21 protein-coding genes and 2 pseudogenes are annotated in these 26,224 nt (G+C 60.6%); 11 read left to right on the forward strand and 12 right to left on the reverse strand.

Features of this window, described 5'->3' with window-relative positions:
- The first annotated feature begins 3 nt into the window (after window positions 1–3).
- The gene (locus JN403_RS04845) at window positions 4–1,533 is read left to right on the forward strand and encodes a SulP family inorganic anion transporter (protein WP_122534304.1); all 1,530 of its coding nucleotides are present in this window, start codon (window positions 4–6) and stop codon (window positions 1,531–1,533) included.
- Window positions 1,534–1,555: 22 nt separating this feature from the next.
- Here the strand turns inward: JN403_RS04845 and JN403_RS04850 are convergent, their stop codons facing one another.
- Entirely contained in the window at window positions 1,556–2,206 is a 651-nt protein-coding gene (locus JN403_RS04850; protein ID WP_205485720.1) for a hypothetical protein, read from the reverse strand.
- A gap of 151 nt (window positions 2,207–2,357) precedes the next feature.
- On the opposite strand from JN403_RS04850, the gene JN403_RS04855 reads away from it, so the two are divergent.
- On the forward strand, window positions 2,358–2,990 hold the full coding sequence (locus JN403_RS04855; protein ID WP_205485723.1) for an SCO family protein: 633 nt from the start codon (window positions 2,358–2,360) through the stop codon (window positions 2,988–2,990).
- A 45-nt stretch (window positions 2,991–3,035) separates the two neighbouring features.
- Here the strand turns inward: JN403_RS04855 and JN403_RS04860 are convergent, their stop codons facing one another.
- The 3 genes from JN403_RS04860 to JN403_RS04870 form a co-directional block, all read right to left on the reverse strand.
- Window positions 3,036–3,809: a MetQ/NlpA family ABC transporter substrate-binding protein gene (locus JN403_RS04860; RefSeq protein WP_122623668.1), complete on the reverse strand. Its 774-nt coding sequence runs from the start codon at window positions 3,807–3,809 to the stop codon at window positions 3,036–3,038.
- Window positions 3,810–3,874: 65 nt separating this feature from the next.
- A complete protein-coding gene (locus JN403_RS04865; RefSeq protein ID WP_065987960.1) occupies window positions 3,875–4,549 on the reverse strand; it encodes a methionine ABC transporter permease in 675 nt (224 codons plus the stop codon).
- Window positions 4,549–5,556: a methionine ABC transporter ATP-binding protein gene (locus tag JN403_RS04870; RefSeq protein ID WP_074886255.1), complete on the reverse strand. Its 1,008-nt coding sequence runs from the start codon at window positions 5,554–5,556 to the stop codon at window positions 4,549–4,551. The genes JN403_RS04865 and JN403_RS04870 overlap by 1 nt, the downstream gene beginning before the upstream one ends.
- A gap of 380 nt (window positions 5,557–5,936) precedes the next feature.
- Between JN403_RS04870 and katE the strand changes: the two genes are divergently transcribed.
- Window positions 5,937–8,096, forward strand: coding sequence for a catalase HPII (gene katE / locus JN403_RS04875; protein ID WP_122623670.1), 2,160 nt, complete (start codon window positions 5,937–5,939; stop codon window positions 8,094–8,096).
- Window positions 8,097–8,168: 72 nt separating this feature from the next.
- Here katE and JN403_RS04880 read toward each other — a convergent pair whose 3' ends face one another.
- The 4 genes from JN403_RS04880 to JN403_RS04895 form a co-directional block, all read right to left on the reverse strand.
- Window positions 8,169–8,882, reverse strand: a complete 714-nt coding sequence (locus JN403_RS04880) for a PA5502 family lipoprotein (protein WP_205485726.1) — start codon at window positions 8,880–8,882, stop codon at window positions 8,169–8,171.
- Between the two features lie 157 nt (window positions 8,883–9,039).
- Entirely contained in the window at window positions 9,040–9,822 is a 783-nt protein-coding gene (gene znuB / locus JN403_RS04885) for a zinc ABC transporter permease subunit ZnuB (RefSeq protein WP_205485737.1), read from the reverse strand.
- Window positions 9,815–10,615 (reverse strand): zinc ABC transporter ATP-binding protein ZnuC, encoded by an 801-nt coding sequence (gene znuC, locus JN403_RS04890; RefSeq protein ID WP_205485746.1) that lies wholly within the window; start codon window positions 10,613–10,615, stop codon window positions 9,815–9,817. The genes znuB and znuC overlap by 8 nt, the downstream gene beginning before the upstream one ends.
- Window positions 10,615–11,097 (reverse strand): Fur family transcriptional regulator, encoded by a 483-nt coding sequence (locus tag JN403_RS04895; RefSeq protein ID WP_192130555.1) that lies wholly within the window; start codon window positions 11,095–11,097, stop codon window positions 10,615–10,617. Before JN403_RS04895 ends, znuC begins: the two co-directional genes overlap by 1 nt.
- Window positions 11,098–11,195: 98 nt before the next feature.
- On the opposite strand from JN403_RS04895, the pseudogene JN403_RS04900 reads away from it, so the two are divergent.
- Window positions 11,196–12,082, forward strand: a pseudogene (locus JN403_RS04900) (zinc ABC transporter substrate-binding protein).
- A 96-nt stretch (window positions 12,083–12,178) separates the two neighbouring features.
- Here the strand turns inward: JN403_RS04900 and JN403_RS04905 are convergent.
- Window positions 12,179–13,111, reverse strand: coding sequence for a homoserine kinase (locus JN403_RS04905; RefSeq protein WP_205487229.1), 933 nt, complete (start codon window positions 13,109–13,111; stop codon window positions 12,179–12,181).
- 51 nt (window positions 13,112–13,162) lie between these two features.
- Complete coding sequence (locus JN403_RS04910) at window positions 13,163–13,453, reverse strand: DUF2782 domain-containing protein (RefSeq protein ID WP_065987944.1); 291 nt, start codon at window positions 13,451–13,453, stop codon at window positions 13,163–13,165.
- A 74-nt stretch (window positions 13,454–13,527) separates the two neighbouring features.
- On the opposite strand from JN403_RS04910, the gene polA reads away from it, so the two are divergent.
- Entirely contained in the window at window positions 13,528–16,293 is a 2,766-nt protein-coding gene (polA, locus tag JN403_RS04915) for a DNA polymerase I (RefSeq protein WP_205485749.1), read from the forward strand.
- Between the two features lie 239 nt (window positions 16,294–16,532).
- Here polA and yihA read toward each other — a convergent pair whose 3' ends face one another.
- Window positions 16,533–17,168, reverse strand: a complete 636-nt coding sequence (yihA, locus tag JN403_RS04920; RefSeq protein WP_065987940.1) for a ribosome biogenesis GTP-binding protein YihA/YsxC — start codon at window positions 17,166–17,168, stop codon at window positions 16,533–16,535.
- 234 nt (window positions 17,169–17,402) lie between these two features.
- On the opposite strand from yihA, the gene JN403_RS04925 reads away from it, so the two are divergent.
- From JN403_RS04925 to JN403_RS04955, 6 genes and pseudogenes are all read left to right on the forward strand, one after another.
- On the forward strand, window positions 17,403–18,020 hold the full coding sequence (locus tag JN403_RS04925; protein ID WP_205485751.1) for a c-type cytochrome: 618 nt from the start codon (window positions 17,403–17,405) through the stop codon (window positions 18,018–18,020).
- Between the two features lie 191 nt (window positions 18,021–18,211).
- Entirely contained in the window at window positions 18,212–18,853 is a 642-nt protein-coding gene (locus JN403_RS04930; RefSeq protein ID WP_108121293.1) for a thiol:disulfide interchange protein DsbA/DsbL, read from the forward strand.
- A gap of 9 nt (window positions 18,854–18,862) precedes the next feature.
- Complete coding sequence (locus tag JN403_RS04935) at window positions 18,863–19,744, forward strand: endonuclease/exonuclease/phosphatase family protein (protein ID WP_205485765.1); 882 nt, start codon at window positions 18,863–18,865, stop codon at window positions 19,742–19,744.
- Window positions 19,741–21,826: pseudogene (locus JN403_RS04945) on the forward strand (GGDEF domain-containing protein). The gene JN403_RS04935 and the pseudogene JN403_RS04945 overlap by 4 nt, the downstream one beginning before the upstream one ends.
- Before the next feature lie 99 nt (window positions 21,827–21,925).
- Complete coding sequence (locus tag JN403_RS04950; protein WP_205485767.1) at window positions 21,926–22,702, forward strand: N-acetylmuramoyl-L-alanine amidase; 777 nt, start codon at window positions 21,926–21,928, stop codon at window positions 22,700–22,702.
- 91 nt (window positions 22,703–22,793) lie between these two features.
- Window positions 22,794–24,413, forward strand: coding sequence for an EAL domain-containing protein (locus JN403_RS04955; RefSeq protein WP_205485770.1), 1,620 nt, complete (start codon window positions 22,794–22,796; stop codon window positions 24,411–24,413).
- 15 nt (window positions 24,414–24,428) lie between these two features.
- Here JN403_RS04955 and JN403_RS04960 read toward each other — a convergent pair whose 3' ends face one another.
- Window positions 24,429–26,216 (reverse strand): KinB sensor domain-containing domain, encoded by a 1,788-nt coding sequence (locus JN403_RS04960; RefSeq protein WP_205485772.1) that lies wholly within the window; start codon window positions 26,214–26,216, stop codon window positions 24,429–24,431.
- Window positions 26,217–26,224: the final 8 nt, after the last annotated feature.

The following is a 26,224-nucleotide window of genomic DNA, read 5'->3' on the forward strand; positions in this document are numbered from 1 at the left end:
GTCATGGCTACTACTGATCTGAAAGCGTTGTTACCACGGGAGCTGCTGGCTTCCGTGGTGGTTTTTCTGGTGGCCCTGCCTTTGTGCATGGGAATCGCCATCGCGTCCGGCATGCCGCCGTCAAAAGGTTTGATCACCGGCATCATTGGCGGCTTGGTAGTGGGGTGGCTGGCCGGTTCGCCACTGCAGGTCAGCGGCCCGGCGGCAGGTCTGGCGGTGCTGGTGTTCGAGCTGGTCCGAGAGCACGGCATGGCCATGCTCGGGCCGATTCTGCTGCTCGCCGGTGCGCTGCAATTGCTGGCTGGACGCCTGAAGCTCGGCTGCTGGTTCCGCGTGACCGCTCCGGCGGTGGTGTACGGCATGCTGGCGGGCATCGGCGTGCTGATTGTGCTTTCCCAGTTCCACGTCATGTTCGACAGCGGACCCAAGCCTTCCGGACTTGATAATCTCGTCGCGTTCCCGCAGACCGTAATGGGTGCGTTGGGGATGGGCAGCGCCATGCAGGCCGGTCTTCTCGGGCTAGGCACCATCGCGGTGATGTGGCTGTGGGAAAAGCGTCGGCCCCATGCACTGCGGTTCGTACCGGGCGCGTTGCTCGGCGTCGGCATCGCCACGGTGGTGAGTCTGGTGATGAGCTTGCAGGTCAAGCGCGTCGAGGTTCCGGCCAATCTTGCTGAAGCCATCGACTGGCTGCGCCCCGCAGACCTGTTGAACCTGGCCGATCCTGCCATCCTGATCGCGGCGATTGCCGTGGCCTTCATTGCCAGCGCTGAAACCCTGTTGTCGGCAGCGGCGGTGGATCGCATGCACGACGGTCAGCGATCGGACTTCGATAAGGAGCTCAGCGCCCAAGGCGTGGGCAACATGCTCTGCGGGCTAGTCGGCGCGCTGCCGATGACCGGCGTAATCGTGCGCAGTTCGGCAAACGTGCAGGCGGGTGCGAAGACCCGTCTGTCGGCGATGTTCCATGGTTTGTGGCTGCTGGCGTTCGTGCTGTTGCTGTCGAGCGTGTTGCAGAGCATTCCTGTGGCGAGTCTGGCCGGCGTGCTGGTCTACACCGGTGTGAAGCTGGTGAATGTTCAAGCGCTCAAAGGGTTGGGACGCTACGGCCGCATGCCAATGTTCATCTATGGCGCGACCGCCAGCGCGATTGTCCTGACAGACCTGTTGACGGGTGTGTTGATCGGCTTTGGCCTGACCCTGGTGAAGCTGGCGCTGAATGCTTCGCGCTTGAAGATCAATCTTGTCGACCTGCCGGCCGAAGGCGAAATGGAGCTGCGCCTTAATGGCTCGGCCACGTTCCTCAAGGTGCCGGCGCTGACGCAAACGCTGGAAACCGTGCCGCCGGGAACCACGCTGCATGTGCCGTTGGGCAACCTGACGTACATCGACCACTCCTGCCTGGAGCTGCTGGAAGAATGGGGACGCGCCAACGCGGCGCAGGGCTCGCGTTTGCTGTTGGAGCAGCGGCTGCTCAAGCGTCGCGTGGAGGGAAGAATCCGTACGTCGATCGGAGGAGCAGCGTTGCACTGAGGCGGGTAAAGGGAGTGCGGGATCAGTCTTTCCCGCGCTCCAGTTCCAGCCCTACGCCCAACTGACGTGACAGGCTGGGCCAGCGTTTCCACGCCGCATCGGTGTCCGGGCTGGCGAGGCGCTCGCGGTAGGCTTCCACCGATTCCAGCGAGAAGCTTTCGTCATTCAACATCTCGTCGATGGCGTGATGCACCACTTCGTCGAGCTGATTGGCGAAGGCCTCGCCGATCAGTTGATGGGCGATGACGCTGGCCACCGTGGTGTTCATCGGTATCAGCGGCTGGCCGAAATGCTTGATGTACAGATCATTCACTTCTTCCACCAGACGATGGGCGAGATACGCCTCATCCAGCAGCCCGTCCAGACCTTCGTGGCCCGCCATGATGGCGGGCGGCTCGGTGAAGAACTGTTCGGCGATTTTCAGGACCGGCTTGATCTGGCTTTCAATGCCCGCCTGCAAAGCGACGTCATGGGCGGCGTCCAGCAGGTCCGGCACCTGACCGATGTAAGCAATGACGAAACGCGTCAGCACGCCTCGCGCGTCTACGTCTGGCAAGTGAATGGACGGGTGAAGATGAGGAAGTTGCGACTCCAACTGGCGCGCTAGCTGACCGGATTGGTTTTCGTGTTCCTGAGCTCGGGTGATCTGCTCGCGCAATGCGGCGGTGTTCATGAATGCTCCATAGGCAGTGAAACCAGGCAGTCATTATAGGGAAGTCCATACCTTAGCCTGCCCACAAATGACGCTAAGACGTAATTGTCATAACAGCTTCATGGTTATGTGCATAATCGCGCGACCGTGGATCACTCATTGTGCTGAACTCATGACCCGAACCCAGAAAACCGTACTCATCCTTGTGGCCATTCTGGCGCTGGTGCTTGGCCTGACCGTCTACCATACGCTGTCCGGAATTGACCAGGGCGACCAGACCGCGCTCGTCGACGCAGGCATTATCCTTCTCCCGCAGAGCCGCACTGTGCCGGATCTCTCGCTCACCGATCAGGACGCCCAGCCCCTTTCACTGAGCCAATTGAAGGGCAAATGGACGGTGCTGTTCTTTGGTTACACCTTCTGCCCGGACATCTGCCCGACCACTCTCGCCCAGCTGCGTCAGATCAAAAGCGAGCTGCCCGGTGAGGCCGTCGACAAACTGCGCATTGTGCTGGTCAGCGTCGATCCTGATCGCGACACCCCGCAACAGCTCAAGCAATACCTGGGTTATTTCGACAAGCAGTTCGTCGGTCTGAGAGCGCCGGTGGATACGCTGCAGAAGCTGGCGAATGCCGTGAGCATCCCCTACATCCCGGCTGATACCAGCAAGCCGGGATACACGGTCGACCACAGCGGCAACCTCGCCCTCCTCGGCCCCGATGGCACCCAACGCGGCTTCATCCGCGCGCCGCTGAACAGCCAGAAGCTGGTGGCGCAGTTGCCGGGGCTGGTGGAGAGGAAGTGAGGAACGATGATCTCGGCGTTGCGCCGAGATCATTGGTGTGGGGGATCAGAACGCCGGAACGACCGCGCCTTTGTACTTCTCGACGATGAACGCCTTGGTTTCCGGGCTGTGCAGTGCGGCGACCAGTTTCTGGATGGCCGGGGCATCCTTATTGTCTTCGCGGGTCACGAGGATGTTCGCGTAAGGCGACTCCGATCCTTCGATGATCAACGCATCCTTGGTCGGATCAAGCTTGGCGGTCAGGGCGTAATTGGTGTTGATCAGCGCCAGGTCCACCTGCGTCAGCACGCGTGGCAGAGTAGCGGCTTCCAGTTCGCGGAATTTCAGGTTCTTCGGGTTCTGCTGAACGTCGCCTGGCTTGGCGGTGATGCTGTTCGGATCCTTCAGGGTAATCAGCCCGGCCTTGACCAGCAGCAACAGAGCACGGCCCTCGTTGGTGGCGTCATTCGGGATCGCGACATTAGCGCCGTCCGGCAGCTCGGCGAGGCTCTTGAGCTTGTCCGAGTAAGCGCCAAAAGGTTCGATATGAACCTTGGCCACGCTCACGAGATGGGTGCCCTTGCCCTTGTTGAACTCATCCAGATACGGCTGATGCTGGAAGAAATTGGCGTCCATGCGCTTCTGATCGACCTGCACGTTCGGCTGAATGTAATCGTTGAACACCTTCACGTTCAGCGTCACACCTTCCTTTGCCAGCATCGGCTTCACGAACTCGAGAATCTCGGCGTGGGGCACGGCGGAGGCCGCCACGGTCAAGGTCTCGTCAGCATGGGCAGACAGCGCCGCCACAGCAGCGAATACAGCCAACAACTTCTTCATGTCTACTACTCCTGAAATGCACGCGCGGTGGCATGCATTGGCCGGTCAGTGACCGGCGAATTCGGTTAACGGTGTGAAAAGTGCGCGACCAGTCTGTCGCCGACGGTTTGCAGGATCTGCACCAGCACCAGCAGCAATACGACCGTCACAAACATCACATCGTTCTGGAAGCGTTGGTAACCGTAGCGAATCGCCAGATCGCCCAGGCCACCGGCACCGACCGCACCGGCCATGGCCGTGAACGACACCAGCGCAATCGCAGTCACGGTGATTGCGGCAAGAATGCCCGGACGTGCTTCAGGCAACAGCGCCTTGATCACGATCTGCCGGGTCGTTGCGCCCATGGCCTGAGTGGCCTCGATGATGCCGCGGTCCACTTCCCGCAGCGCGGTTTCCACCAGGCGGGCGAAGAACGGGGTGGCGCCTGCGATCAATGGCGGCAGCGTGCCGAGAATGCCCAGCGAGGTGCCGGTGATGATTTCCGTCAGCGGCATCATCACGATCAGCAGGATGATGAACGGCAGCGCCCGCAGCATGTTCACGATCAGGCCAACGGTGGTGTAGACCGGCTTGTTCTCAAGCAACTGACGCGGCGAGGTCAGGAACATCAGCACGCCGAGCGGCAAGCCCAGCAGGACGGTGAAGGCCAGCGAGACGCCGAGCATGATCAGGGTGTCGCCGGTCGCCAGCCAGATTTCGTACCAGTCGACGTTGGAAAACAGGTTGAGAAAAGTGTCCATCAGCGCAGGACCTCCATGTGAACGTCGGCTGCGGTGAAGCGGGCAAACGCGGCGTCCATGTCACCACCGGTGATGGCCAGCGTCAATTGCCCGTAAGGCGTGTCTTTGATGCGGTCGATACGGCCGGCCAGAATGCTGTAGTCCACGCCGGTTTCCCGCGCGACCGTTCCAAGCAATGGCGCGTAGGTCGCTTCGCCCTGAAACGTCAGGCGCACGATACGGCCCTGAACGTGGGCGAAATCGCTGTTCAGCTGGTTTTCGTCGACTTCTTCGTCTTCCTGCACAAAGCGCCGAGTGGTCGGGTGCTTGGGGTGCAGAAACACATCGGCCACAGCGCCCTGCTCAACGATGACGCCCGCGTCCATGACCGCCACCTGATCACAAACACGACGGATCACGTCCATTTCGTGGGTGATCAAAACGATGGTCAGCTTCAGTTCGCGATTGATCTCGGCCAGCAGCTGCAACACCGATGCCGTGGTTTGTGGGTCGAGGGCGCTGGTGGCCTCGTCGCACAGCAGAATTTTCGGCTTGGTCGCCAGCGCGCGGGCGATGCCGACGCGTTGCTTCTGACCGCCGGACAATTGCGCCGGATATTTTTTGGCGTGATCGGAAAGACCCACGCGGGCGAGCAATTCGGCCACGCGCTGATCGATCTGCGCGCGGGACATGTCCCCGGCCAGGGTCAGCGGCATGGCGACGTTGTCGGCCACGGTCTTGGACGACAGCAGATTGAAGTGCTGGAAAATCATGCCGACCTGACGGCGGAAGCCGCGCAGGCCGTCGGCGTCCAGCGCGGTGACATCGACGTCATCAACCAGGATCTTGCCGCCGCTGGGCGCTTCAAGGCGGTTGATCAGGCGCAGCATGGTGCTCTTGCCGGCGCCGGAGTGGCCGATCAGGCCAAACACCTGGCCATTTTCGATGCGCAGGCTGGTGGGGTGCAGCGCGGGAATTTCCCGATCGGCGACCCGATAGGTTTTGTGGACGTTCTGAAACTCGATCACGGAGCGAACCTTGTGGGGCGCGTTGAAAAATCAGCGTGGAGACTCATGCCTTCATCACGCTGCTGAGCGATGCCATTTCGGCTACGGCTGGGTAAACCGGGCGCGCATTTTAGCCTGTCGAATCCGGGTTGGGCCCAGCCTTCTTAGCATTTATTTCGCACCGAACCTGCTGAACGGTCATATGGATGGCCGACTGTCAGTCTGATGATGAAAATCGAAGAATCGGAAAAACAAACGGAACGGCTGTTTTCATCATCAGTCACTTACTTAGCGCCTGAATAATGCCTGACTTCGTGTCAGGCATTTCCGCTTACGAGCTCCTGCCGCCGCCACACCCTGGTGCGCAAAAAGGAGCCGTCCGAACTGAGGAGTTTTGTCTGATGAGTACGAACACCAATCCACCTGTTAGCGCCAACGCCAACAGTGAACTGGCTGGCACTGACACGCTGGACCGTGGCAACACCAACGCCAAGGTCGAAAGTCTTGAAACGTTCCGCTCCGACGCTACCGGCGAGGCTTTGCGCACCAATCAGGGCGTAAAGATCTCCGACAACCAGAACACGCTGAAAGTTGGCTCGCGCGGCCCTTCGCTGCTCGAAGACTTCATCATGCGCGAGAAAATCACGCATTTTGACCATGAACGCATTCCGGAGCGCATCGTCCACGCGCGCGGCACGGCGGCGCACGGTTATTTCCAGACCTACGAGAACCATTCCGCGCTGTCCAAGGCCGAATTCCTGCGCGATCCGGGCAAGAAAACCCCGGTCTTCGTACGTTTTTCCACAGTTCAGGGCCCACGCGGCTCCGGCGATACCGTCCGTGACGTACGCGGTTTCGCAGTCAAGTTCTATACAGGCGAAGGCAACTACGACCTGGTCGGCAACAACATGCCTGTGTTCTTCATCCAGGACGCCATCAAGTTTCCCGATTTCGTACATGCGGTGAAGCCAGAGCCCCATAACGAAATCCCTACCGGCGGCTCGGCTCACGACACGTTCTGGGACTTCGTTTCCCTGGTGCCGGAATCCGCACACATGGTGCTGTGGACCATGTCTGACCGTGCGATCCCGAAAAGCCTGCGCTCCATGCAGGGCTTCGGCATTCACACCTTCCGCATGATCAACACCGAGGGCAAGTCCTCCTTCGTCAAATTCCACTGGAAGCCCAAGTACGGTACCTGCTCCCTGGTGTGGGACGAAGCACAGAAACTGGCGGGCAAGGACACTGACTTCCATCGCCGCGATCTGTGGGAGTCCATCGAGATGGGCGACTACCCGGAATGGGAACTGGGCGTACAGATCGTCGCCGAGGAAGACGAGCACAAGTTCGACTTCGACCTTCTGGACCCGACCAAAATCATCCCGGAAGAGCTGGTGCCGGTAACACCGCTGGGCAAGATGGTGCTCAACCGTAACCCGGACAACTACTTCGCCGAGACCGAGCAGGTTGCGTTCTGCCCAGGCCACATCGTGCCGGGTATCGACTTTTCCAACGATCCGCTGCTGCAAGGTCGGTTGTTTTCCTACACCGATACGCAGATCAGCCGACTGGGTGGGCCGAACTTCCACGAGATCCCGATCAATCGTCCGGTCTCGCCGAACCACAACAACCAGCGTGATGCGCAACACCGCACCACCATCGACAAGGGTCGTGCGTCCTACGAGCCGAACTCGATCGATGGCGGCTGGCCGAAAGAAACCCCGGCCGGTCCGCAGGATGGCGGCTTCGAGACGTATCACGAGCGCGTCTCGGCAGAGAAGGTGCGTGAGCGCAGCCCTTCCTTTGGCGATCACTTCTCCCAAGCCACGCTGTTCTTCAACAGCATGAGCGAGCACGAGAAAGAGCACATCATCGCGGCCTACAGCTTCGAGCTGGGCAAGGTTGAGCGTGAGCACATTCGCGCCCGTCAGGTGAACGAGATTCTCGCGAATATCGATCTCACACTGGCTAAACGTGTGGCTGAAAACCTTGGCTTGCCAGCGCCGACCGCCCCAACTGCCCAAGCGCAAAGCAACGGCAAGTTGACAGTCGATAAGTCGCCGCTGCTGAGCCAGGCAAACTTGCTGCCTGCCGACATTGCCTCGCGCAAAGTTGCCATTTTGGTCGCCAATGGCGTCGATGACAAAGCCGTAGCGGCGATGAAAGCGGCGCTGGAAGCCGAAGGCGCACATGCCAAGGTGTTGGGTCCTACCTCCGCACCGGTTAAGACCGCGAGCGGCGCAACGCTGGCCGTCGATGCTTCGATGGAAGGTTTGCCATCGGTCGCGTTCGACGCTGTGTTCATTCCGGGCGGCGACGCTTCGATCAAAGCGCTGAGCGGCGACGGCGTGGCACTGCACTACGTGCTTGAGGCCTACAAGCATCTCAAAGCAATCGCCTACGCGGGTGACGCTCAGAAACTGATCGATCTGCTGCGTCTGGAAGCCGATGCCGGCTTGCTGGCGGTCTCGGACAGCGCTTCCTTCAAGGCGTTTTTCGATGCAATCCAGCAGCACCGCGTCTGGGCTCGTGAGCCAAAAGCGAAGGCAATTCCTGCGTAATTTGCAGGGCTAGCCCGTAACAAAAAGGCGTTGCCCGCGAGGGCAACGCCTTTTCTTTTGATCAAAAATCGATCAGAGCTGAGCGGGTTTCAACACGATCTTCGCCGGCTCGGTCCGCTCGATTTCACGCTGCATCTGCAGTTCGAAATCCGGGTTGATCTTCGTAACGCGCTTGGTCAGCAAGGTCGCCAGCCAAGGGTAGTCGTCGGTGCGTGGCACTTGCACGATGACGTCGCAGTTGAAGGCTGTCACGTCTTCAGCGATGTCACTCAGCTGCCGGCGTAGCTGCTTCATGTCTCCAAGCTTCAGCTCGATGGTTGTGCTTTCGGCGCTCGGGTCGATCACCTTCGCCTTGCGCTTGGCTTCGGCAGCCCGCAGATCGGCTTCTGCCTTTTCCAGCTCGGCTTTACGGGCGTGGGCGATGGCACCGTTGACGCCACTGGTCAGCGCCGGAGCCTTTGGCATCAGGGCACGAGCACGGCTGAGCGCGGTGGCGGCAGCGTTCATGTCGCCCTTTTGCAGCACGATCTGGCTGCGACTCAAATAAGCCTCAGCCAATTGGCGCTGGTATTGCTCGAGTCGAGGATCGTCCGGGGATTTGCCTTGCAGCGCGGCGAGTTGATCTTCCGCGGTGGCCAACTCGCTGCTGGCAATGTTCTGTTCCAGCTGCTGATAGGCATCGGGTACAGCCGCAGGCGCGGGCTGGTCGACGGGCTTGCTCTGGCAAGCGCTCAACAGAACGGAAAATGCAGCAAGCAGCAGATAACGGGATGCGAACGGCTTCATTCCTGCGATTCTCTATTTGCGCAAAAAACGAGCAAGTCTACACACAAGTGGCTTGCCCCGAAAATAACTGATCACTATCGGTAGGCGGGCAAAGAGTCATTGCACATTGCCGCCATTAGATTATTGCGGAGTATGACTCTACCCGCCACCCAAGGTTCTACCGCTTGGGCAAAAGGAAGCTGAGCAGAAACAGCGCCGCCGCCGCGACCACGATGGACGGGCCTGCCGGGGTGTCTTTGAACCAGGACAACGCCAGACCCGCGCACACCGCAACGACGCCGATGATGCTTGCCCCCATGGCCATTTGCTCCGGCGAGCGGGCGTGACGTTGTGCCGCAGCGGCGGGAATGATCAGCAGCGACGTGATCAGCAACACGCCGACGATCTTCATGGCCACCGCGATGACCACGGCGATCAGCAGCATCAACGTCATGCGCAGTGTCGCCACCGGCAGCCCTTCGACCGTCGCCAGCTCTTCATGCACAGTGATCGCCAGCAGCGGCCGCCACAGCGCGCAGATCAACACCAGCACCAACGCGCTGCCTGCGAGGATCCACGCCAGATCGTTCGGGCTGATGGCCAGCAGGTCGCCGAACAGATAGCCCATCAAATCAATGCGCACGTCCCGCATGAAGCTCAGCACCACCAAACCCAACGACAATGTGCTTGGCGCGAGAATCCCCAGCAACGTGTCGGAGGCCAGCGGTTGACGCTGCTGCAGGGTCACCAGCAACACTGCCAGCAACAGGCAGCCCACGGTGACGGCGATCGTCGGACTGATTTCCAGCAGAAAGCCCAGCGCCACGCCGAGCAGCGCGGCATGGGACAGCGTGTCGCCGAAATAAGCCATGCGCCGCCAGACCACGAAAGACCCCAAGGGGCCTGCCACTACCGCTAACGCGAGGCCTGCGAGCAAGGCGTAAAGAAGAAAATCAGCCATGCTTGCAGCTGTCCCCGTGGTCGTGATTGTGGGTATGAACGTGATCGTGGACTTGAGCGGGTTGGCAGACTTCGCCATGCAGGTCGTGCGCATGATCGTGATGGTGGTGATAGATCGCCAGGCTCGGCGCGTTCAGGCCGAACAGCTCAACGAAAGCCGGATCGTTACTGACCTGCTCGGGGTGACCGGAGCAGCACACGTGGCGATTGAGGCAGACCACTTGATCGGTGGTGCTCATCACAAGGTGCAGGTCATGGGAAACCATCAGCACACCGCATTGATGCCGATTGCGCAGCTGCGTGATCAGCGCGTACAGCTCGGCCTGTCCGGCGACATCCACGCCCTGCACCGGCTCGTCGAGCACCAGCAGCTCCGGCTTGCGCAACAGCGCTCGCGCCAGCAACACGCGCTGCATCTCGCCACCGGAAATCCCTTGCAGCGGGCTGTCGATGACCTTTTCGGCGCCGACCTCGACCAGCGCCGCCCGCGCGGTATCGCGATCGACGCCGGGCACCAGACGCAGGAAACGCAGGACCGACAACGGCAGCGTGGCATCAATGTGCAGCTTCTGCGGCATATAACCAACGCGCAGTTTCGGCTTGCGCCAGATTTCGCCCGAATCAGCCTTGAGCAGCCCGAGCACGGCGCGCACCAGCGTGGTCTTGCCCGCCCCGTTGGGGCCGATCAGGGTGACGATTTCACCTGAACTGACGCTCAGCTGGATATGTTCCAGTACGCTCTGGCCGGCGCGTGTCACGCTGACGTCCTTCAGGCGGATCAGTGCATCGCTCATCAGGCGGCCTTGCATCCGGCACACACGCCAACGACTTCGACGGTCTGGGCTTCAACGTCAAAGCCCACCTCGTTGGCAGCGTCGACGATGGCGGCGCTGATGGTGGCGTGCTGCAACTCGATCGCGGCGTGGCACTCGCGGCAGATCAGGAACTGGCCCTGATGCGCGTGGGTGGGGTGGTTGCAACCGGCGAAGGCGTTCAACGACGCGATGCGGTGCACCAGGCCGTTTTCCAGCAGGAAGTCCAGCGCGCGGTACACTGTAGGCGGTGCGGCGCGGCGGCCGTCTTCTTCGCTGAGCACGGCGAGGATGTCATAGGCGCCCAGCGGCTTGTGGCTCTGCCAGACCAGTTCCAGCACGCGACGACGCAGGGCCGTCAGCCGCAAGCCTTTGCCCGCGCACAGCGAGTCGGCTTCAGTGAGCGCGCTGTGCACGCAGTGGGAGTGATCGTGGGGGCGACTGGCCAGGGGTGTTTTGGACATGAGCGGCGACGGCCTTTGAGAGAGACGTTATTATGTTACCCGTTCCTGCCCCCATGAGTGGTTATCGTGTCCCGACTTTTTTACTTTTTGTCGTATTTATGACTGGTTTTTCAACCGCCACTGCCGCCGATGCCAGCGTGCGAGTACTGACCAGCATAAAGCCGCTGCAGCTGATCGCCGCTGCGGTGCAGGACGGAATCGCGGTGCCGGAAGTCCTGCTTCCGCCGGGCGCATCCCCTCATAACTACGCGCTACGGCCGTCCGACGTACGGCGCGCGCAGGAAGCCGATCTGCTCTACTGGATCGGCCCGGACATGGAGACATTCCTGCTCCGCGTGTTGTCCGGGCGCAGCAAAGCCTCGGTCCCGGTCGAGTCGTTGCCGGGCATGCACCTGCGTCATTTCACCGCCAGCGCCGAGCATCACGATGATGACGAAGACGAGCATGACCACGATCATCGCCCGGGCAGCGTCGATGCGCATTTGTGGCTGTCGTCAGTCAATGCGCGGGTAATTGCGGCGAAGATGGCCGCCGACTTGAGCCAGGCCGATCCGGCCAATGCGGCGCGTTACGAGAGCAACGTCAAAGCCTTCAGCGCACGCCTTGACGCGCTGGACGCCAAAATCAAACAGCGGGTCGCCGGTATTTCAGGCAAGCAGTATTTCGTGTTCCACGAGGCGTTTGATTATTTCGAAGAAGCGTATGGGTTGAAGCATGCGGGCGTCTTTGCCGTCAGCAGCGAGGTTCAGCCGGGTGCTCAGCACGTCGCCGCCATGCGCGCGCGGTTGACCGAATTCGGCAAGACCTGCGTGTTCAGCGAGCCCCCCTTCGCCCGCGTCTGGCCGACACGTTGAGTGCAGGTCTGCCGGTCAAGCTGGCCGAGCTTGACGGGTTGGGCGGCTACACACCCGCCACCGCCCAGGGTTATGAGCAATTGCTGAGCAAGCTGGCGGATGATCTGGCGGGGTGTCTGGAAGGTTTGTAAGCTCTGGACCAATGCCTTCGTGAGCAAGCTCACTCCCACATGGACGGTAATGTGTGGGAGTAAATGGGGTGGCGCTCCAACCTTGCTTCTCGACTTTTACAACGCGAACGGCAACGGAATGTGAGTTTCCTGCCGCTGTTCCAGGCGTTTGCGGAATTCGTCCGGATCGTGGATCAGCACGTCCTGCCCGGCGAAGGTTTCGGCGGCGATCAGGCGTGACAGCCAGAAGCGTACGCAACCCACGCGCAGCATCGTCGACCACAGCTCGGCTTCGGCGGCGGTGAACGGCCTCAGCGCGGCATAGGCACCCAGAAACGCCCGGGCTCGCGGCCCATCGATGGTGCCATCCTCAAACGAGCACCAGTCATTCACGGCAATCGCCACGTCGTACAGCATCGGCCCGGAACAAGCATTGTAGAAATCGATCACGCCCGTCAGGTGAGTGCCTTCGAACAGCGTGTTGTCGCGGAACAGGTCGGCGTGCAGATTAGCCCGCGGCAGCGCCATGATGGCAGCCTTGCGACGCTGAATTTCCTCAACGGCTTTGGTCAGCAGCGCGCCCTGCGCTTCGTCCAGGTGGGAGATGAAATTACCGCCCTCCTCCAGCATCCAGTCCAGACCACGGTCGGTTTTGCGCTCGATAGTCTCGCTGCGCGTGGCCATGTGCATGTGCGCCATGAATTCGCCGATCTGCACACAGTGCTGAGTATTGGGCTCAGCCGGGTGCCTGCCGGACAGGCGCGGTTGCAGCAGCGCCGGCTTGCCTTTCAGCTCGCGCAGGGCCTGGCCGTCGGTGGTGCGCAGTGCGTAGGGCACAGGCAGATTGGCGTCGTGGAGGACATCCAGCAATTCAATGAAAAACGGCATCTCCTGAACCGGGCCGCGCTCGACCAGAGTCAGCACGAACTCGCCTTGCTCAAGGCTGATGAAGAAATTGGTGTTTTCACTTCCAGCGGCGATGCCCTGAAAATCACGCAGGGCGCCAAGCCCGTACGGGGCAAGAAAAGCTTCCAGCTCGGGCCGAGCCAGGGAGTAAAAACGGACATAGAGGACTGCCAGCAAGAGAGTGAATGTAGGGCGTTACCAGCTGAATAGTACCCATTGGGGTATCAGCATGTCCGGTTGATCCGAACGGATGAATTGACCACTTGTGCCGTCGGCGCGCACCAGATAATAAGGCTTGCCGTGTTTGGGCGTGATCTTCACGGCGTACACGAATCCGTTCGCACGATACTCCTTGATGAAGCCGTCGCTGTCCTGACGGATGGTCACATCAGGCTCTGCCGATGGCGCTTCGTCATCCGCCGCGACCGCCAGCCACGGACAGGCAATCAACCCGCCGAGCAGTAACAGGCGATTCAGCGCGCGCATGATAACCTTGTGCCTTTGTCGTCAACGGTCCGCGCATTCTAGCGCCGACCCCGCCGAAAAGGTTGATCTTGCACATGAGTCTTGCGCCCCTCGTCCTGGTGGACGGTTCTTCTTATCTTTACCGCGCGTTCCATGCGCTGCCGCCGCTCATGACCTCCAAAGGCCTGCCCACCGGTGCGGTCAAGGGCGTGCTGAACATGCTCAAAAGCCTGCGCAGGCAATACCCCGAAAGCCCGTTTGCCGTGGTGTTCGATGCCAAGGGCGGAACGTTCCGCGACGCGCTGTACGGCGAGTACAAAGCCAACCGCCCCAGCATGCCGGACGACATGCGGGTGCAAATCGACTTCTTGCACAACTGCGTGCGAGGCCTCGGCTACCCACTGTTGTGCGTTGAAGGCGTTGAGGCCGATGACGTGATCGGCACATTGGCGCGCAGCAGCGCGGCCGCGGATCGTCCGGTGGTCATCTCCACCGGTGACAAAGACATGGCGCAGCTGGTCGATGGCCACATCACGCTGGTCAACACCATGACCGGCAGCGTGCTGGACGTCGCCGGCGTGAAAGAGAAGTTCGGCGTCGGCCCGGAACACATCATCGATTACCTCGCGTTGATGGGCGACAAAGTCGACAACATCCCCGGTGTCCCGGGTGTCGGTGAGAAAACCGCAGCGGGCCTGCTGATGGGCATCAACGGTGGCCTGAAAGAGCTTTACGCGAACCTCGACAAAGTGGCAACGCTGCCGCTTCGGGGTGCCAAATCCCTGCCGGCCAAACTCGAAGAACACAAGGAGATGGCCTTCCTATCCTACGAGCTGGCGACCATCAAGATCGACGTACCGCTGGACATCGAACTCGACGCTCTGCACTGCGGCGAGCCTGATCGTGAAGCGCTGATGGCGCTGTACACCGAGCTGGAATTCAAGAGCTGGATCACCGATCTGCAGCGTGACGCCCGCCAGGAAGGTGCTGAAGTTATTCCCGCTGCCGAGCCCGCGCCCGTCATCGAGGCCAGGTACGAACTCATTCTTGAGCAGACCCAATTCGACGACTGGCTGAAAAAGCTTGAAGCCGCGCAACTGTTCGCCTTCGTGGTGCAGAGCAACGGCACCGACGCCCAGCGCGCGCAGATCGTAGGCCTGTCGTTCGCGATCAAGACCCACGAAGCTTGTTATATCCCGCTCACCCATTCCTATATGGGCGTGCAGCAGCAACTGGACCGCGAAGCGGTGCTGAAAGCGGTCAAGCCGATGCTGGAGGACGCGAGCAAAATCAAGGTCGGCCAGCACGCCAAGTTTGCGATCAACCTGCTGGCCAACTGCGCCATCGATGGTGACCAGAACCAAGGCATCAACGTGCAGGGCGTCAAGTTCGACACGATGCTCGAATCCTATGTGCTCGATTCCACCGCGACGCGTCACGACCGTGACAGCCTGGTCGCCAAGTACCTGGACCACACGCCGGTTAATTTCCAGGACATCGCAGGCAAAGGTGCAAAGCAGCTGAGTTTCGACCAGATCGCGCTGGAACAGGCTGGTACGTATGCGGCTGAAGAGGTCGACCTGACGCTGCGCCTGCACGAAGTGCTGCAAGACCGACTCGCCAAGACGCCGAGTCTGGCCCCGGTACTGAACGATATCGAAATGCCGCTCATGCCTGTACTGGCGCGCATCGAGCGTCAAGGCGCGCTGGTCGATGCCAACCTGCTCGGCAATCAGAGCGTCGAGCTGGGCAACAAGATGACCGAGCTTGAGCGCGAAGCGTTCGCCATCGCCGGTGAGGAGTTCAATCTCGGCTCGCCTAAGCAGCTCGGGGTGATTCTCTACGAAAAGCTCGGCATGCCGATCATCAGCAAGACCGCCACCGGCCAGCCGTCCACGGCTGAAGCGGTGCTCGCGGAACTGGCCGAGCAAGAATATCCGCTGCCGAAAGTGCTGATGCAGTACCGCTCGATGAGCAAACTGAAGAGCACGTACACCGATCGCCTCCCGGAGCAGATAAACCCGCGCACCGGGCGAATTCACACCTCCTACCATCAGGCGGTGGCGGTGACCGGGCGTCTGTCCTCCAGTGACCCGAACCTGCAGAACATACCCATCCGCACCGCCGAGGGCCGTCGCATTCGTCAGGCGTTTGTCGCCCCTCAAGGCTACAAGCTGCTGGCGGCGGACTACTCGCAGATCGAGCTGCGGATCATGGCGCATCTGGCCAAGGACGAAGGTTTGCTGCATGCCTTCCGCAACGACCTGGATGTGCATCGGGCGACCGCGGGCGAGGTATTTGGTGTCGAACTGCCGGACGTGACCAACGACATGCGTCGCAGCGCCAAGGCGATCAATTTCGGGCTGATTTACGGCATGAGCGCGTTCGGGCTGGCCAAGCAAATTGGTGTCGATCGCAAGCAGTCCCAGGCGTACGTGGATCGCTATTTCGCGCGCTATCCCGGCGTACTGAATTACATGGAGCGCACTCGTACTCAGGCGGCGGAACAAGGGTACGTCGAGACCATCTTCGGCCGTCGCCTGTACCTGCCGGACATCAACGCGAAGAATCAGGCGCTGCGCAAAGGTGCCGAACGCATGGCGATCAACGCGCCGATGCAAGGTACGGCGGCTGACATCATCAAGCGGGCGATGGTGGCGGTGAACGGCTGGCTGGATGCGTCAGGTCTGGATGCTCGCGTCATCCTGCAGGTTCACGATGAACTGGTGCTGGAGGTGCGTGAAGATCTGGTCGAGCAGATCAGCAAAGACATCCGCGTGCACATGAGCGGCGCGGCCGAGCTGGATGTTCCGCTGCTGGTCGAAGTGGGTGTGGGCAACAACTGGGATGAGGCGCATTAATAGCGCCTTGTCGTTCCGGTTCCGAGCGGAATCGGAACCGCGCTCTGCCATTAAATTTCCGCCGGTTTTTGAACTTCGGCGGACAAAACCCGGTCTGATTTTGCGAATGGCTGACGTAGCCGTTCATGCTCCTATGTTGTGTTAAGTGTTGGCAGATATCCGGACCCCTCCCGAGAGGTCTGGACTTGGACCCCGAACTTCCCTCCCCACATGAAGTCCGGGGTTTTTTTGCCTGCGATTCAGGCCGCCGGTGCCTTGTCTTCCAGCTCCATCCAGTCGGCCAGCACGGTGTAAGCCTCTTCCAGGCCCATGCGCTTGGGTGCCGAGAACAGCTGGATGGTGATTGCGTCACCCCAACCGCGATGGATTTCAGACTGGACTTTGAGCAGCGTGTTTTTCGCCGCGCCAAAGGTCAGCTTGTCGGCTTTGGTCAGCAGAATATGCATCGGCATACCACTGGCGATCGCCCAGTCGAGCATCAGAAGGTCGAAGTCGGTCATCGGGTGGCGGATGTCCATCATCAGGATCAACCCCTTCAGACTTTCACGGCCGCCCAGGTAGGCTTCGAGGTGGCGCTGCCAGTGCAGCTTCAGCGGAATCGGCACCTTCGCGTAACCGTAGCCGGGCAAGTCGACCAGACGGCGGTCGTCGTCCAGGCTGAAAAAGTTCAGCAGCTGGGTACGGCCGGGGGTTTTCGACGTGCGCGCCAGGCTGGCGTGAGTCAGGGTGTTCAGCGCGCTGGATTTACCGGCGTTGGAGCGGCCGGCGAATGCGACTTCAAAGCCTTCGTCATCCGGGCATTGGTCGACTTTGGCAGCGCTGAGCATGAACTTGGCTTGTTGGCACAGGCCGAGAATAGGGTTCTTGAGTTGCATGGGATATCCGGTGAGGGCGTTGCGACGTGCGCGGCAACGGGGTGTCTTTTTCCGTTCAATGGGCGCGAGTATATAATGCCGCGGGTTTTCATGTGTGCCTTGTCCTGCCCCCGCAAGGGTGTTGCCGACGCGAGAACCCGCCTGGCCTGTGCACTGAAACGTCCAAAAACAGGCCGCTTCCTCTCAAGACAGCCCATCATGAGGGCCGCACTTTCAGCCGCATCGGATCAACCCATGAACGCATTTCTGTCGAGCCTGCTGTTGACTCTGAGCCTCAATGGCTTCGTGCAGGCCGCTGACTCGCCAGCGGGCGATCCGGTCGCCGGCCAGGCGAAAACAGCGGTTTGCGGCGCTTGCCATGGCCCTGACGGCAATAGCCTGGTCCCCATCTTCCCGAAGCTCGCCAGCCAGGGTGAGCGCTATCTGCTCAACCAACTGCACGACATCAAGGACGGCAAACGGGTTGTGCTGGAAATGACTGGGCAGCTCAATCCGCTCACCGATCAGGACTTGGCCGACATCGCCGCTTATTACGCCGGCCAGAAAGGCAGCGTCGGCACTGCCGATCCCGATCTCGTCTCGCTTGGTGAAGCGCTGTTTCGCTTTGGCAAGCTCGATCAGGGTATGCCGGCCTGCACCGGCTGCCATTCTCCAGACGGTGCGGGGATTGCAACGGCAGGTTTTCCGCACCTGAGTGGGCAGCACGCCGACTACATCAAGAAACAGCTCACGGCGTTCCGCGAAGGTGATCGCAGCAACGACGGCGACACGCGGGTCATGCGCACCATTGCCGCGAAACTGAGCAACAAGGATATCGAAGCGCTCGCGGCTTACATTCAAGGCCTTCATTGAGCGTCGGGACCGCGATACTGACGGACACGGTTGGTAAAACAAATTGCCGACAGAGCTGCCCGGACGGGCCAAAAAGGGTAGCGAACGGCTGCTCTTTTTTACGGCCGCAGGCGTTACACTTGCGAACTCATATCACCTCGGCCGGTCGAACTGCGGCCACCGAAGTGACCTTCCATGCCCAGGAGTTAAGCATGCGTAATCTGATTCTCAGCGCCGCTCTGATTTTTACCAGCCTGTTCGGTCTGACCGCTCAAGCAGCAGAGCCCATCGAAGCCGGCAAGCAATACGTCGAGCTGAAAAGCGCTGTTCCTGTTTCCGAGCCGGGCAAGATCGAAGTCGTCGAAATGTTCTGGTATGGCTGCCCGCACTGCTACGCCTTCGAGCCGGTCATCAATCCTTGGGTCGAAAAACTTCCCGCTGACGTCCACTTCATCCGCGTTCCCGCCATGTTCGGCGGCCCTTGGGACGCTCACGGCCAGCTATTCATTACCCTCGACACCATGGGCGTAGAGAAGAAAGTCCACACCGCCGTGTTCGACGCCATTCAAAAAGGCGGCAAGCGTCTGACTGACCCGAATGACATGGCCGAATTCGTCGCCACCCAGGGCGTCGACAAGACCAAGTTCCTTGAAACCTTCAATTCGTTCGCTGTGAAGGGCAAGATCGCTCAATACAAGGAACTGGCCAAGAAGTACGAGATTACTGGCGTTCCAACCATGATCGTCAACGGCAAGTACCGCTTTGACCTCGGCACTGCTGGTGGTCCTGAGCAAGCGCTGCAAGTGGCTGATCAGCTGATTGCCAAAGAACGCGCAACGCTGACCGCCAAGTAAGCGCTGACCATGGCGCGCTGGGGAACTACTGAACGGGTCGTTGCCCGGCACACGCCGAAGGTCAACGAGCATCATCTTCACGAGACAGGCCTGCCGGCCGACGGTCGGCTTCGCCTGCTCAGCTTCAATATCCAGGTGGGTAACAGCACCGAACGCTACCGGCATTACCTGACCAGGGGTTGGCAGCATCTGCTGCCCCACAATGGCAGAGCCGGGAATCTTCAGAAGATCGGCGATCTGCTGCGCGACTATGATCTGGTCGCCTTGCAGGAAGCCGACGGCGGCAGTATGCGCTCGGGCTATATCAACCAGGTTGAACACCTTGCCCAGCTCGGTTCGTTTCCGTACTGGCATCAGCAACTCAATCGAAACCTCGGCCGTCTCGCCCAGCACAGCAATGGCGTGCTCAGCCGCTTGCGCCCGTGGGACATCGAAGACCATCCGCTGCCAGGCCCGGCCGGGCGTGGCGCCATTCTCGTTCGCTTCGGCGAAGGTCCGGAGGCGCTGGTGGTGGTGGTCATGCACCTGGCACTGGGCGCACGCACTCGCACGCGACAGCTCGCCTACATTCGCGAGCTGATTGGCGGCTATCGCCATCAGGTGCTGATGGGCGACATGAACACCCACGCCAATGACCTGCTGCAAACGTCTCCACTGCGAGATCTCGGCCTGCTTGCACCGCAGGTCGAGGCGACTTTCCCCAGTTGGCGTCCGCAGCGATGCCTGGACCACATCCTCCTGAGCCCGACCCTGACCCTTGAAAAAGTGCAGGTGCTCGCTCATCCCATTTCCGATCATCTGCCCGTCGCGGTGGAGATTCGCTTGCCGGCCTCATTAATCGGTGACTCGCTGCCGATAACAAGCACATCTCCTCGCGGACCTGTGGAATGACCGACGAAGCGCAGCGCTGGAAAGAGAAGTACCTCAAGAGCATCGAGCAGCAAGACAAACTGGAGCGGCGCTGGAACGCGCGGCTCGACTTGCTGCGTCGAGGCCTTGTGCGCAGCAGTCTGGCGGCCGAAGGTGCCGACAAGGCGGTTGATGCGTGCATGAAGGAAATGCGCGAGATCGTTCGCAAGGACGACATGGACGCAGGCCTTGCCGCTCTGATTCCGCGCCTTGAAAAGGCGGTGCTGGACTCCGAGCAGCGTCGCGAACAGCGCGTCGAGCAAATGGGCACGGCGTTGACGTCGCTGGTCGCGCAGTTGCAGGCGTTGCCGCTGCCCAAAGACGTCAGCAAGCCGCTCAAGCGATTCGCCAAGAGTCTTGAAGATCGCATCACTCAAGCCCGTGAGCTGCCGCTGCTATTAAGTGAGTTGAGCGGACTCCAAGGGCAGGCGCTGTCGCAGATCGAACACCCGGATGAAGCATCCCGCCCGGGTTTTCTCCAGCGATTGTTCGGCAGTCACCGTGAGGCTGACGGCGAGGGTGATTTGCCCCATTCAGTTAGCGAGCCGGGGGGATTCAAGGTTCTGATGAAGCGCCTCAGCATTCAGCCGCCGTGCCCGAAGCTGTCCCGGAGAACACCGAGCTGGAGGCTGAACTTCGCAGCACCGTCCCGCCCGTTCCCCAGCCTGTCGCCGAAGAGCCCGAGCGCTCCATCCCGACGCCCCACTCGGACGTTGCAGTCCAGCCGGTAATGCCCGAGTCCAAGCCAGAGCCAGAGCCAGAGCCAGAGCCGGCCCAGCCAGACGAAGAACCCGAGGCGCCGCTCCACGCCGCTGACGTCCCGCAGCCCTCCGCCGCCGAGTCTTCACACGCCGAAGCTTCCGAGCCTGCGGCTGAAGCGCCCGCTCCGGATCCTGAAGAGACTGCTGAAGCAGTTGTTATTGCCGGCGACATCGAAATGGTCGCTGAAGACGATGCGCCTGACGAGACCGCTGCAGAAGAAGACAGCCCCTACGCGCTGCCCTCTTCGCCCGAGCCCAGTTACAGCTCCGTTGCCGCCCACATCGAAGAAACCCTACTAGGGCTTCTCGATGAACTGACGCTGCCCGAACATCATCGTCCGCAAGCCGAAGCCATGCGCGTCCGGCTTGAGCATGGGCTGAACTGGTACGAACTGCTGCCGATCCTCGACGATCTCGCCGTGCTGATGCTCGCCGTCAATGACAGCGGACAGCATGAGTTTGAGGCCTATCTCAAGCAGCTCAATGAGCGCCTTGAGTCGTTTCAGAGTGGCTTGCTGGCAGCCAGCGAAAACCATGCCGATCAGCAATCGGCATCGCGGCAACTGGACCATCAATTGCGCGAACATGTTGGCGACCTGCAAACCAGTGTGCAGCAGGCGGCCGATCTGGACAGCCTGAAGCACGTGCTGGAAAGCCGTCTTGAAGGGCTGATTGGCACCATGGATCATCATCAGCAGCAACGCGATCAGCGCGAACAAGAAGTCGCCACCCGCCTGCAAGCCCTTTCCAGCCGCGTGGCCACGATGGAGCAGGAGGCGCTGGGCTTCCGGGTTCATCTGGAAGAGCAACGACAAAAAGCGCTCATCGATACGCTGACAGGCCTGCCCAACCGCGCGGCGTGGAACGAGCGGCTGGAGCATGAGATCGACCAGTTGCAGCGTAAGCGCTCAAGCCTGCTGCTCGGCATTCTCGACCTGGATCACTTCAAGCGCATCAACGACGGCTATGGCCACCTGGCGGGTGACAAGGTTCTGAAGATCATCGCCGGGCAGCTGCGAAAGCGCTTGCGGGCTTCTGACTTCATTGCGCGTTTTGGCGGTGAAGAGTTCGTGATTCTGCTGCCGACCACGCCGATGGATGAGGGGTTGGCGCTGCTGGAGCGTCTGCGCGAGGGCATCGAACAGTGCCCGTTTCACTTCAAGGGCGAGCCTGTGACGGTCACGGTGTCCACGGGTATCACCCGGTTCGCTCCGGGGAGCGCAGCGACGTTGTGCTCAAACGCGCGGATCAGGCGCTGTATCGCGCCAAGCACGAGGGGCGAAACCGCATCGAGCAGGGCTGAACGTTTCGTCTGGTTGGCAGCACGGGCATGATGCATTTTTGAATGCGCAACGGGCGTTACGTTACACTGTTGCATTATTTGCCTACACGTCGTGCCGCCATGAAGTCTATTTGTGCCCTATTTCTGCTGTTGCTGCTAAGCGCTTGTAGCAGCGGTCCGAAGATCGACACCAGCCACCCTTCTGTGAATTTCGACAGCCGTGTGCAGTTTGTGGTGGTTCATTACACCTCCGCCTCCCTCGACCGGTCACTGGAGCTGCTGACCCACGGTGAAGTGAGCGCGCACTACCTGATCGGCGACGGCCCGGCCACCACCTACAAGCTGGTTGACGAGTCCCAACGCGCGTGGCACGCCGGTGAAAGCGAATGGGACGGGCGCACCTGGCTCAACTCAAGCAGCATCGGCATCGAGATCGTCAATCCGGGCTACCGCGACACGCCGACGGGTCGGCTCTGGTATCCCTACAGCGAGGCGCAGATTCAGGCGCTGATCGTCCTGCTCAAAGACATCGTCAAACGCAATCACATCGAACCGCGCCACGTCATTGGCCACAGTGATATCGCGCCCCTGCGCAAACTTGATCCGGGGCCGTTGTTCCCGTGGAAGCGGCTGGCTCAGGAAGGCCTGGGAATCTGGCCGGATGAACAGCAGGTTGCACAACGTCAAACCCAGTTGATGGACGTCGTGCCGAATATCGTGTGGTTCCAGCAACAACTGGCGCTGCTGGGTTATTCGACCCCTCAGACCGGAGAGCTGGACATCGCAACACGTCACACGCTGGCTGCGTTCCAGATGCATTTTCGGCCACAAAAATTTGACGGTGAGCCGGACCTGCAAAGTGCAGCGATGCTGCAAGTGCTTAACTTAAGGCACTAAATTCCACTAATTGTCAGTTTTTTCCAGACTATTTCTGCGCTTGTTGCTATACCTCAGTGGTTATGCAATCCCACCACCTGGATGACTGTCGATGCTCACGGCGACGCCGCGACTGCGCTCTTTTCTCTACCGTCCATGGATTCTGGCATTAGTGGCCGCGCTGTTAAGCGCGGCCGTCTTGCTGGCGGGCAGCTTTGGGCTGGCGATGCATCAGGCCCGGCAGGACGAACGTGCCCAAATGAATGCACAGGGCGAGCGCTTTCTGGTGCGACTGGAGCAATTATTCGGTCAGTTGAGGGCCGGGCTCGATCAGCTTGAAGCGCAGCCCTTGCGTGGCTGCAGCCCGGAGATGATCGAGCAGTTGCGTCAGGTGAACTCACGCTACCGTTTTATCTATGAAGTGGCTTACATCAATGAAGGCCAGTTCTGCTCCAGCTGGACGCGCCAGAGCCTGATAGGCAAGCCGAGGCCACCGGACATTCGCGGCCCTACTTATGATTACTGGCTCAACACCTCCACCCAGCCTGACGACAACCTCGCTTCATTGATGCTCGGGCGCGGGGAGTTTCGTGTATCCACCTCCCGCGGTCACCTGACGGATGTTGTCGACCTGCCGGCGGGCGGCAGCCTGGTAGTGGTGCTGGATCGCGGGTCCAAAGCAGTCCCGGTCCTGGGCCCGCCTCAAACATGGCCGCCTACCCCCGACTGGTCGCCGACCTCCACCGAAACGCTGATGACCACTCAGGACAAACTCGTCTACCGGATGCCGACTCAGAGCCCGGAATACCAATTGGTCCTGATCACGCCGCGCAGTGGTTTGCAACAGAAGGTCACCGGCGCATGGTGGTTGCTGGTCCCGGCCAGCGTGCTGATCTCGCTGTGCCTCGGAATTCTTGTCCTGCAACTGGTGCGCCAGCGTCTGTCCCTGGGCGGCGAGCTGCACGGAGCCCTGCGTCGGGGCGAGTTGAAGGTTTTGTATCAGCCCATTTTCGACCTCAATACCCGGCTGTGCGTGGGGGCTGAGGCCCTGGTGCGCTGGCGACGACCGGACGGCACACTGACCAGCCCTGACCTTTTCATTCCGTTGGCGGAAAACACCGGGCAGATCCGCCAGATCACTGATTTCGTGCTTCAGCAGTTGCTTGAACAGTTGGGCCATCTGTTACGCGCCAATCCGCACCTGTACGTGTCGGTCAATCTGGCAGCGTGCGATGTCATGGCCCCACGCATCGGTCGAGTGACCGCCAAGCTGCTGGCATTGCACCGCGTCGCGCCTCGGCAGATTGCGTTCGAGGTCACTGAGCGCGGCCTCGTGGACGTAGTGGTTGCGCGCAATCATCTCCAGGCGCTGCGAGATCGGGGCCATCAAGTGCTGATTGATGACTTCGGCACCGGTTACTGCAGCCTGGCGTACCTGCAGACGCTGCCGGTGGATTGTCTGAAAATCGACAAAGCTTTCATTGACGCCCTCGGTCACGATGCCGCCAGCAGTGGCGTGGCGCCGCATATCATTCGCATGGCTCATGCGCTGCAACTGCGTGTGATCGCCGAAGGCATCGAGTTTGAGTCCCAGGCGATGCTGCTGAAAAGCGAAGGGGTGATTTACGGCCAGGGCTGGCTGTTCGCCCGCCCGCTGAGCGCGACCAAGTTCACTGAACTGGTGACCGGTGGCAGACGCAGCGCCGGGCGGCGTGCGGATGATGTCGCGTAGCGCACCAGTGCTGTTCTAGAGCGGCAGGGCCATATAGAACTGCGTGCCCTGCCCCGGTCGGGAGTAGACGCCCATTCGCCCGCCGTGCAATTGAACGATCTCCTTGCACAGGGCCAGCCCCAGGCCTGCACCGCCTTTCTTGCGGCCGACCTGCACGAATGGCTCGAAGATCCGGGCTTGCTGGCCGTAGGCAATGCCTTCGCCGTTGTCTTCCACGCTGATGATCAGCCGCTCGCCATGACGCCGCGCCTGCAAGCGGATCAGGCCGGATTTCGGGGTATGGCGCAGGGCGTTATCAAGCAGGTTGTCGAGCACGCGGTCGAGCTGAGCCTTGTCGGCCTGCACCCGTGGCAGTGGCTCTTGGGTTTCCAGCAGCACCATAACGTCCTGATCGTGGGCGGTATCGGCAAAGCGCTGACGCGCCGCTTCGAGCAACTCGTTGATGTCACAGGGCTCCAGCGTCAGCTTCTGCAGTCCGTTCTGATACCGCGAGAAGTTGAGCAAGTCGTTGATCAACTGCATCAGGCGCTGCATTTCTTCGTTGACGGTGTCGAGCAGGTCCTTTTCACGCGAGTCCGGCGGGAAATGCACGCGTTCCTGGAGCAGACCGAAGGCCATGTGCATGCCGGTGACGGGCGTGCGCAACTCGTGGGAGGCGCGCAGCACGAACTCGCTGCGCACGCGTTCGAATGCCCGCTGCTCGGTAACGTCATGCAGCACCATCACCGCGCCGACAATGTGACCTTTGGTGTGGCTGACCGGAGTGAGGCTGTAGGTGAGCAGGCGGACTTCGCCGTCGATCTCGATGGAGAGGTCATCAGGTGCCCGTTCCAGCGTACCGCCGCGCAATACCAGATACAGCTGCTCGTCCAGCTCGGGGCGCTCCAATGCTTCGCCAAGCCCTTGGCCCAAGCGACTTTCTTCCCAACCCAACTGCCGTTGCGCGACCGGGTTCAGGTGTTCAAGCCGCCCTTGGCGATCAATCATCAAGAGACCGTCGTCGATACTGTCCAGCACTGCTTGCAACCGCTGCTGGCCAGCGAGCAGTTCATCGACGTTGGTTTTCTGATGCTGGCGCAACGCATCGGCCATCATCCCAAAACGGTGGGTGAGCAAATTCATTTCGTCCGATGAGGACGTGGGCAACGTTACGTCGAAATCCCCCTGGGCAATCCGGTCCGCCGCCTTGGCCAGCTGTTCGATGGGACCGCCGAAACGCCGGGCGATGCCGTGGGCGGTGACGAAGCCGATAACCAGCACCGCCAGCCCCACCAGCCCCAGCAGTGCTGAAACCCAGAGCGCTCGCGACCTTGAGGCGCTCTCCGCCTGACTGATGTTCTCAAGCGCTTGCCGATGAGCGTCGAGCAGGCCATTGCGCAACGTGTTGAACGCATCTGTCACGGCCTCATCGTCGCGGATCGCCTCACCATGTTCGCTGGATTGCTCGATGGTTTTGACGAAGCGGGCGTAGTTCACCCGAGCCGTTTCGAACCCGCTCGGAACGCCGGTCTGCTGGTCATGATCAATGCCCTGATCGAGCAGATTCTGAAACGCTTCCTGATTGCCTTTGATCGCCACCTGATCGGGGCTGTCCTTGAGCATCATCACCAGTTGGTCGCCCAGGTTTTGACGCAGCTTCAGGCCAATATCGAGGGTGATGAAGTTATGCCGAATCGACGACTCCTGAGATTTTGCCATCTGCATGACGCTGACGAGCCCCAGCACCAAGCCCAGCAGGGCAACGGTGATAAGGGCGGAAATACTCAGGAAGAGTCGGGTGCGCAACTTCATCGCAAACATCATCGGCGCCC

The organism is Pseudomonas sp. 15A4 (assembly GCF_016925575.1).
Lineage (GTDB): Bacteria > Pseudomonadota > Gammaproteobacteria > Pseudomonadales > Pseudomonadaceae > Aquipseudomonas.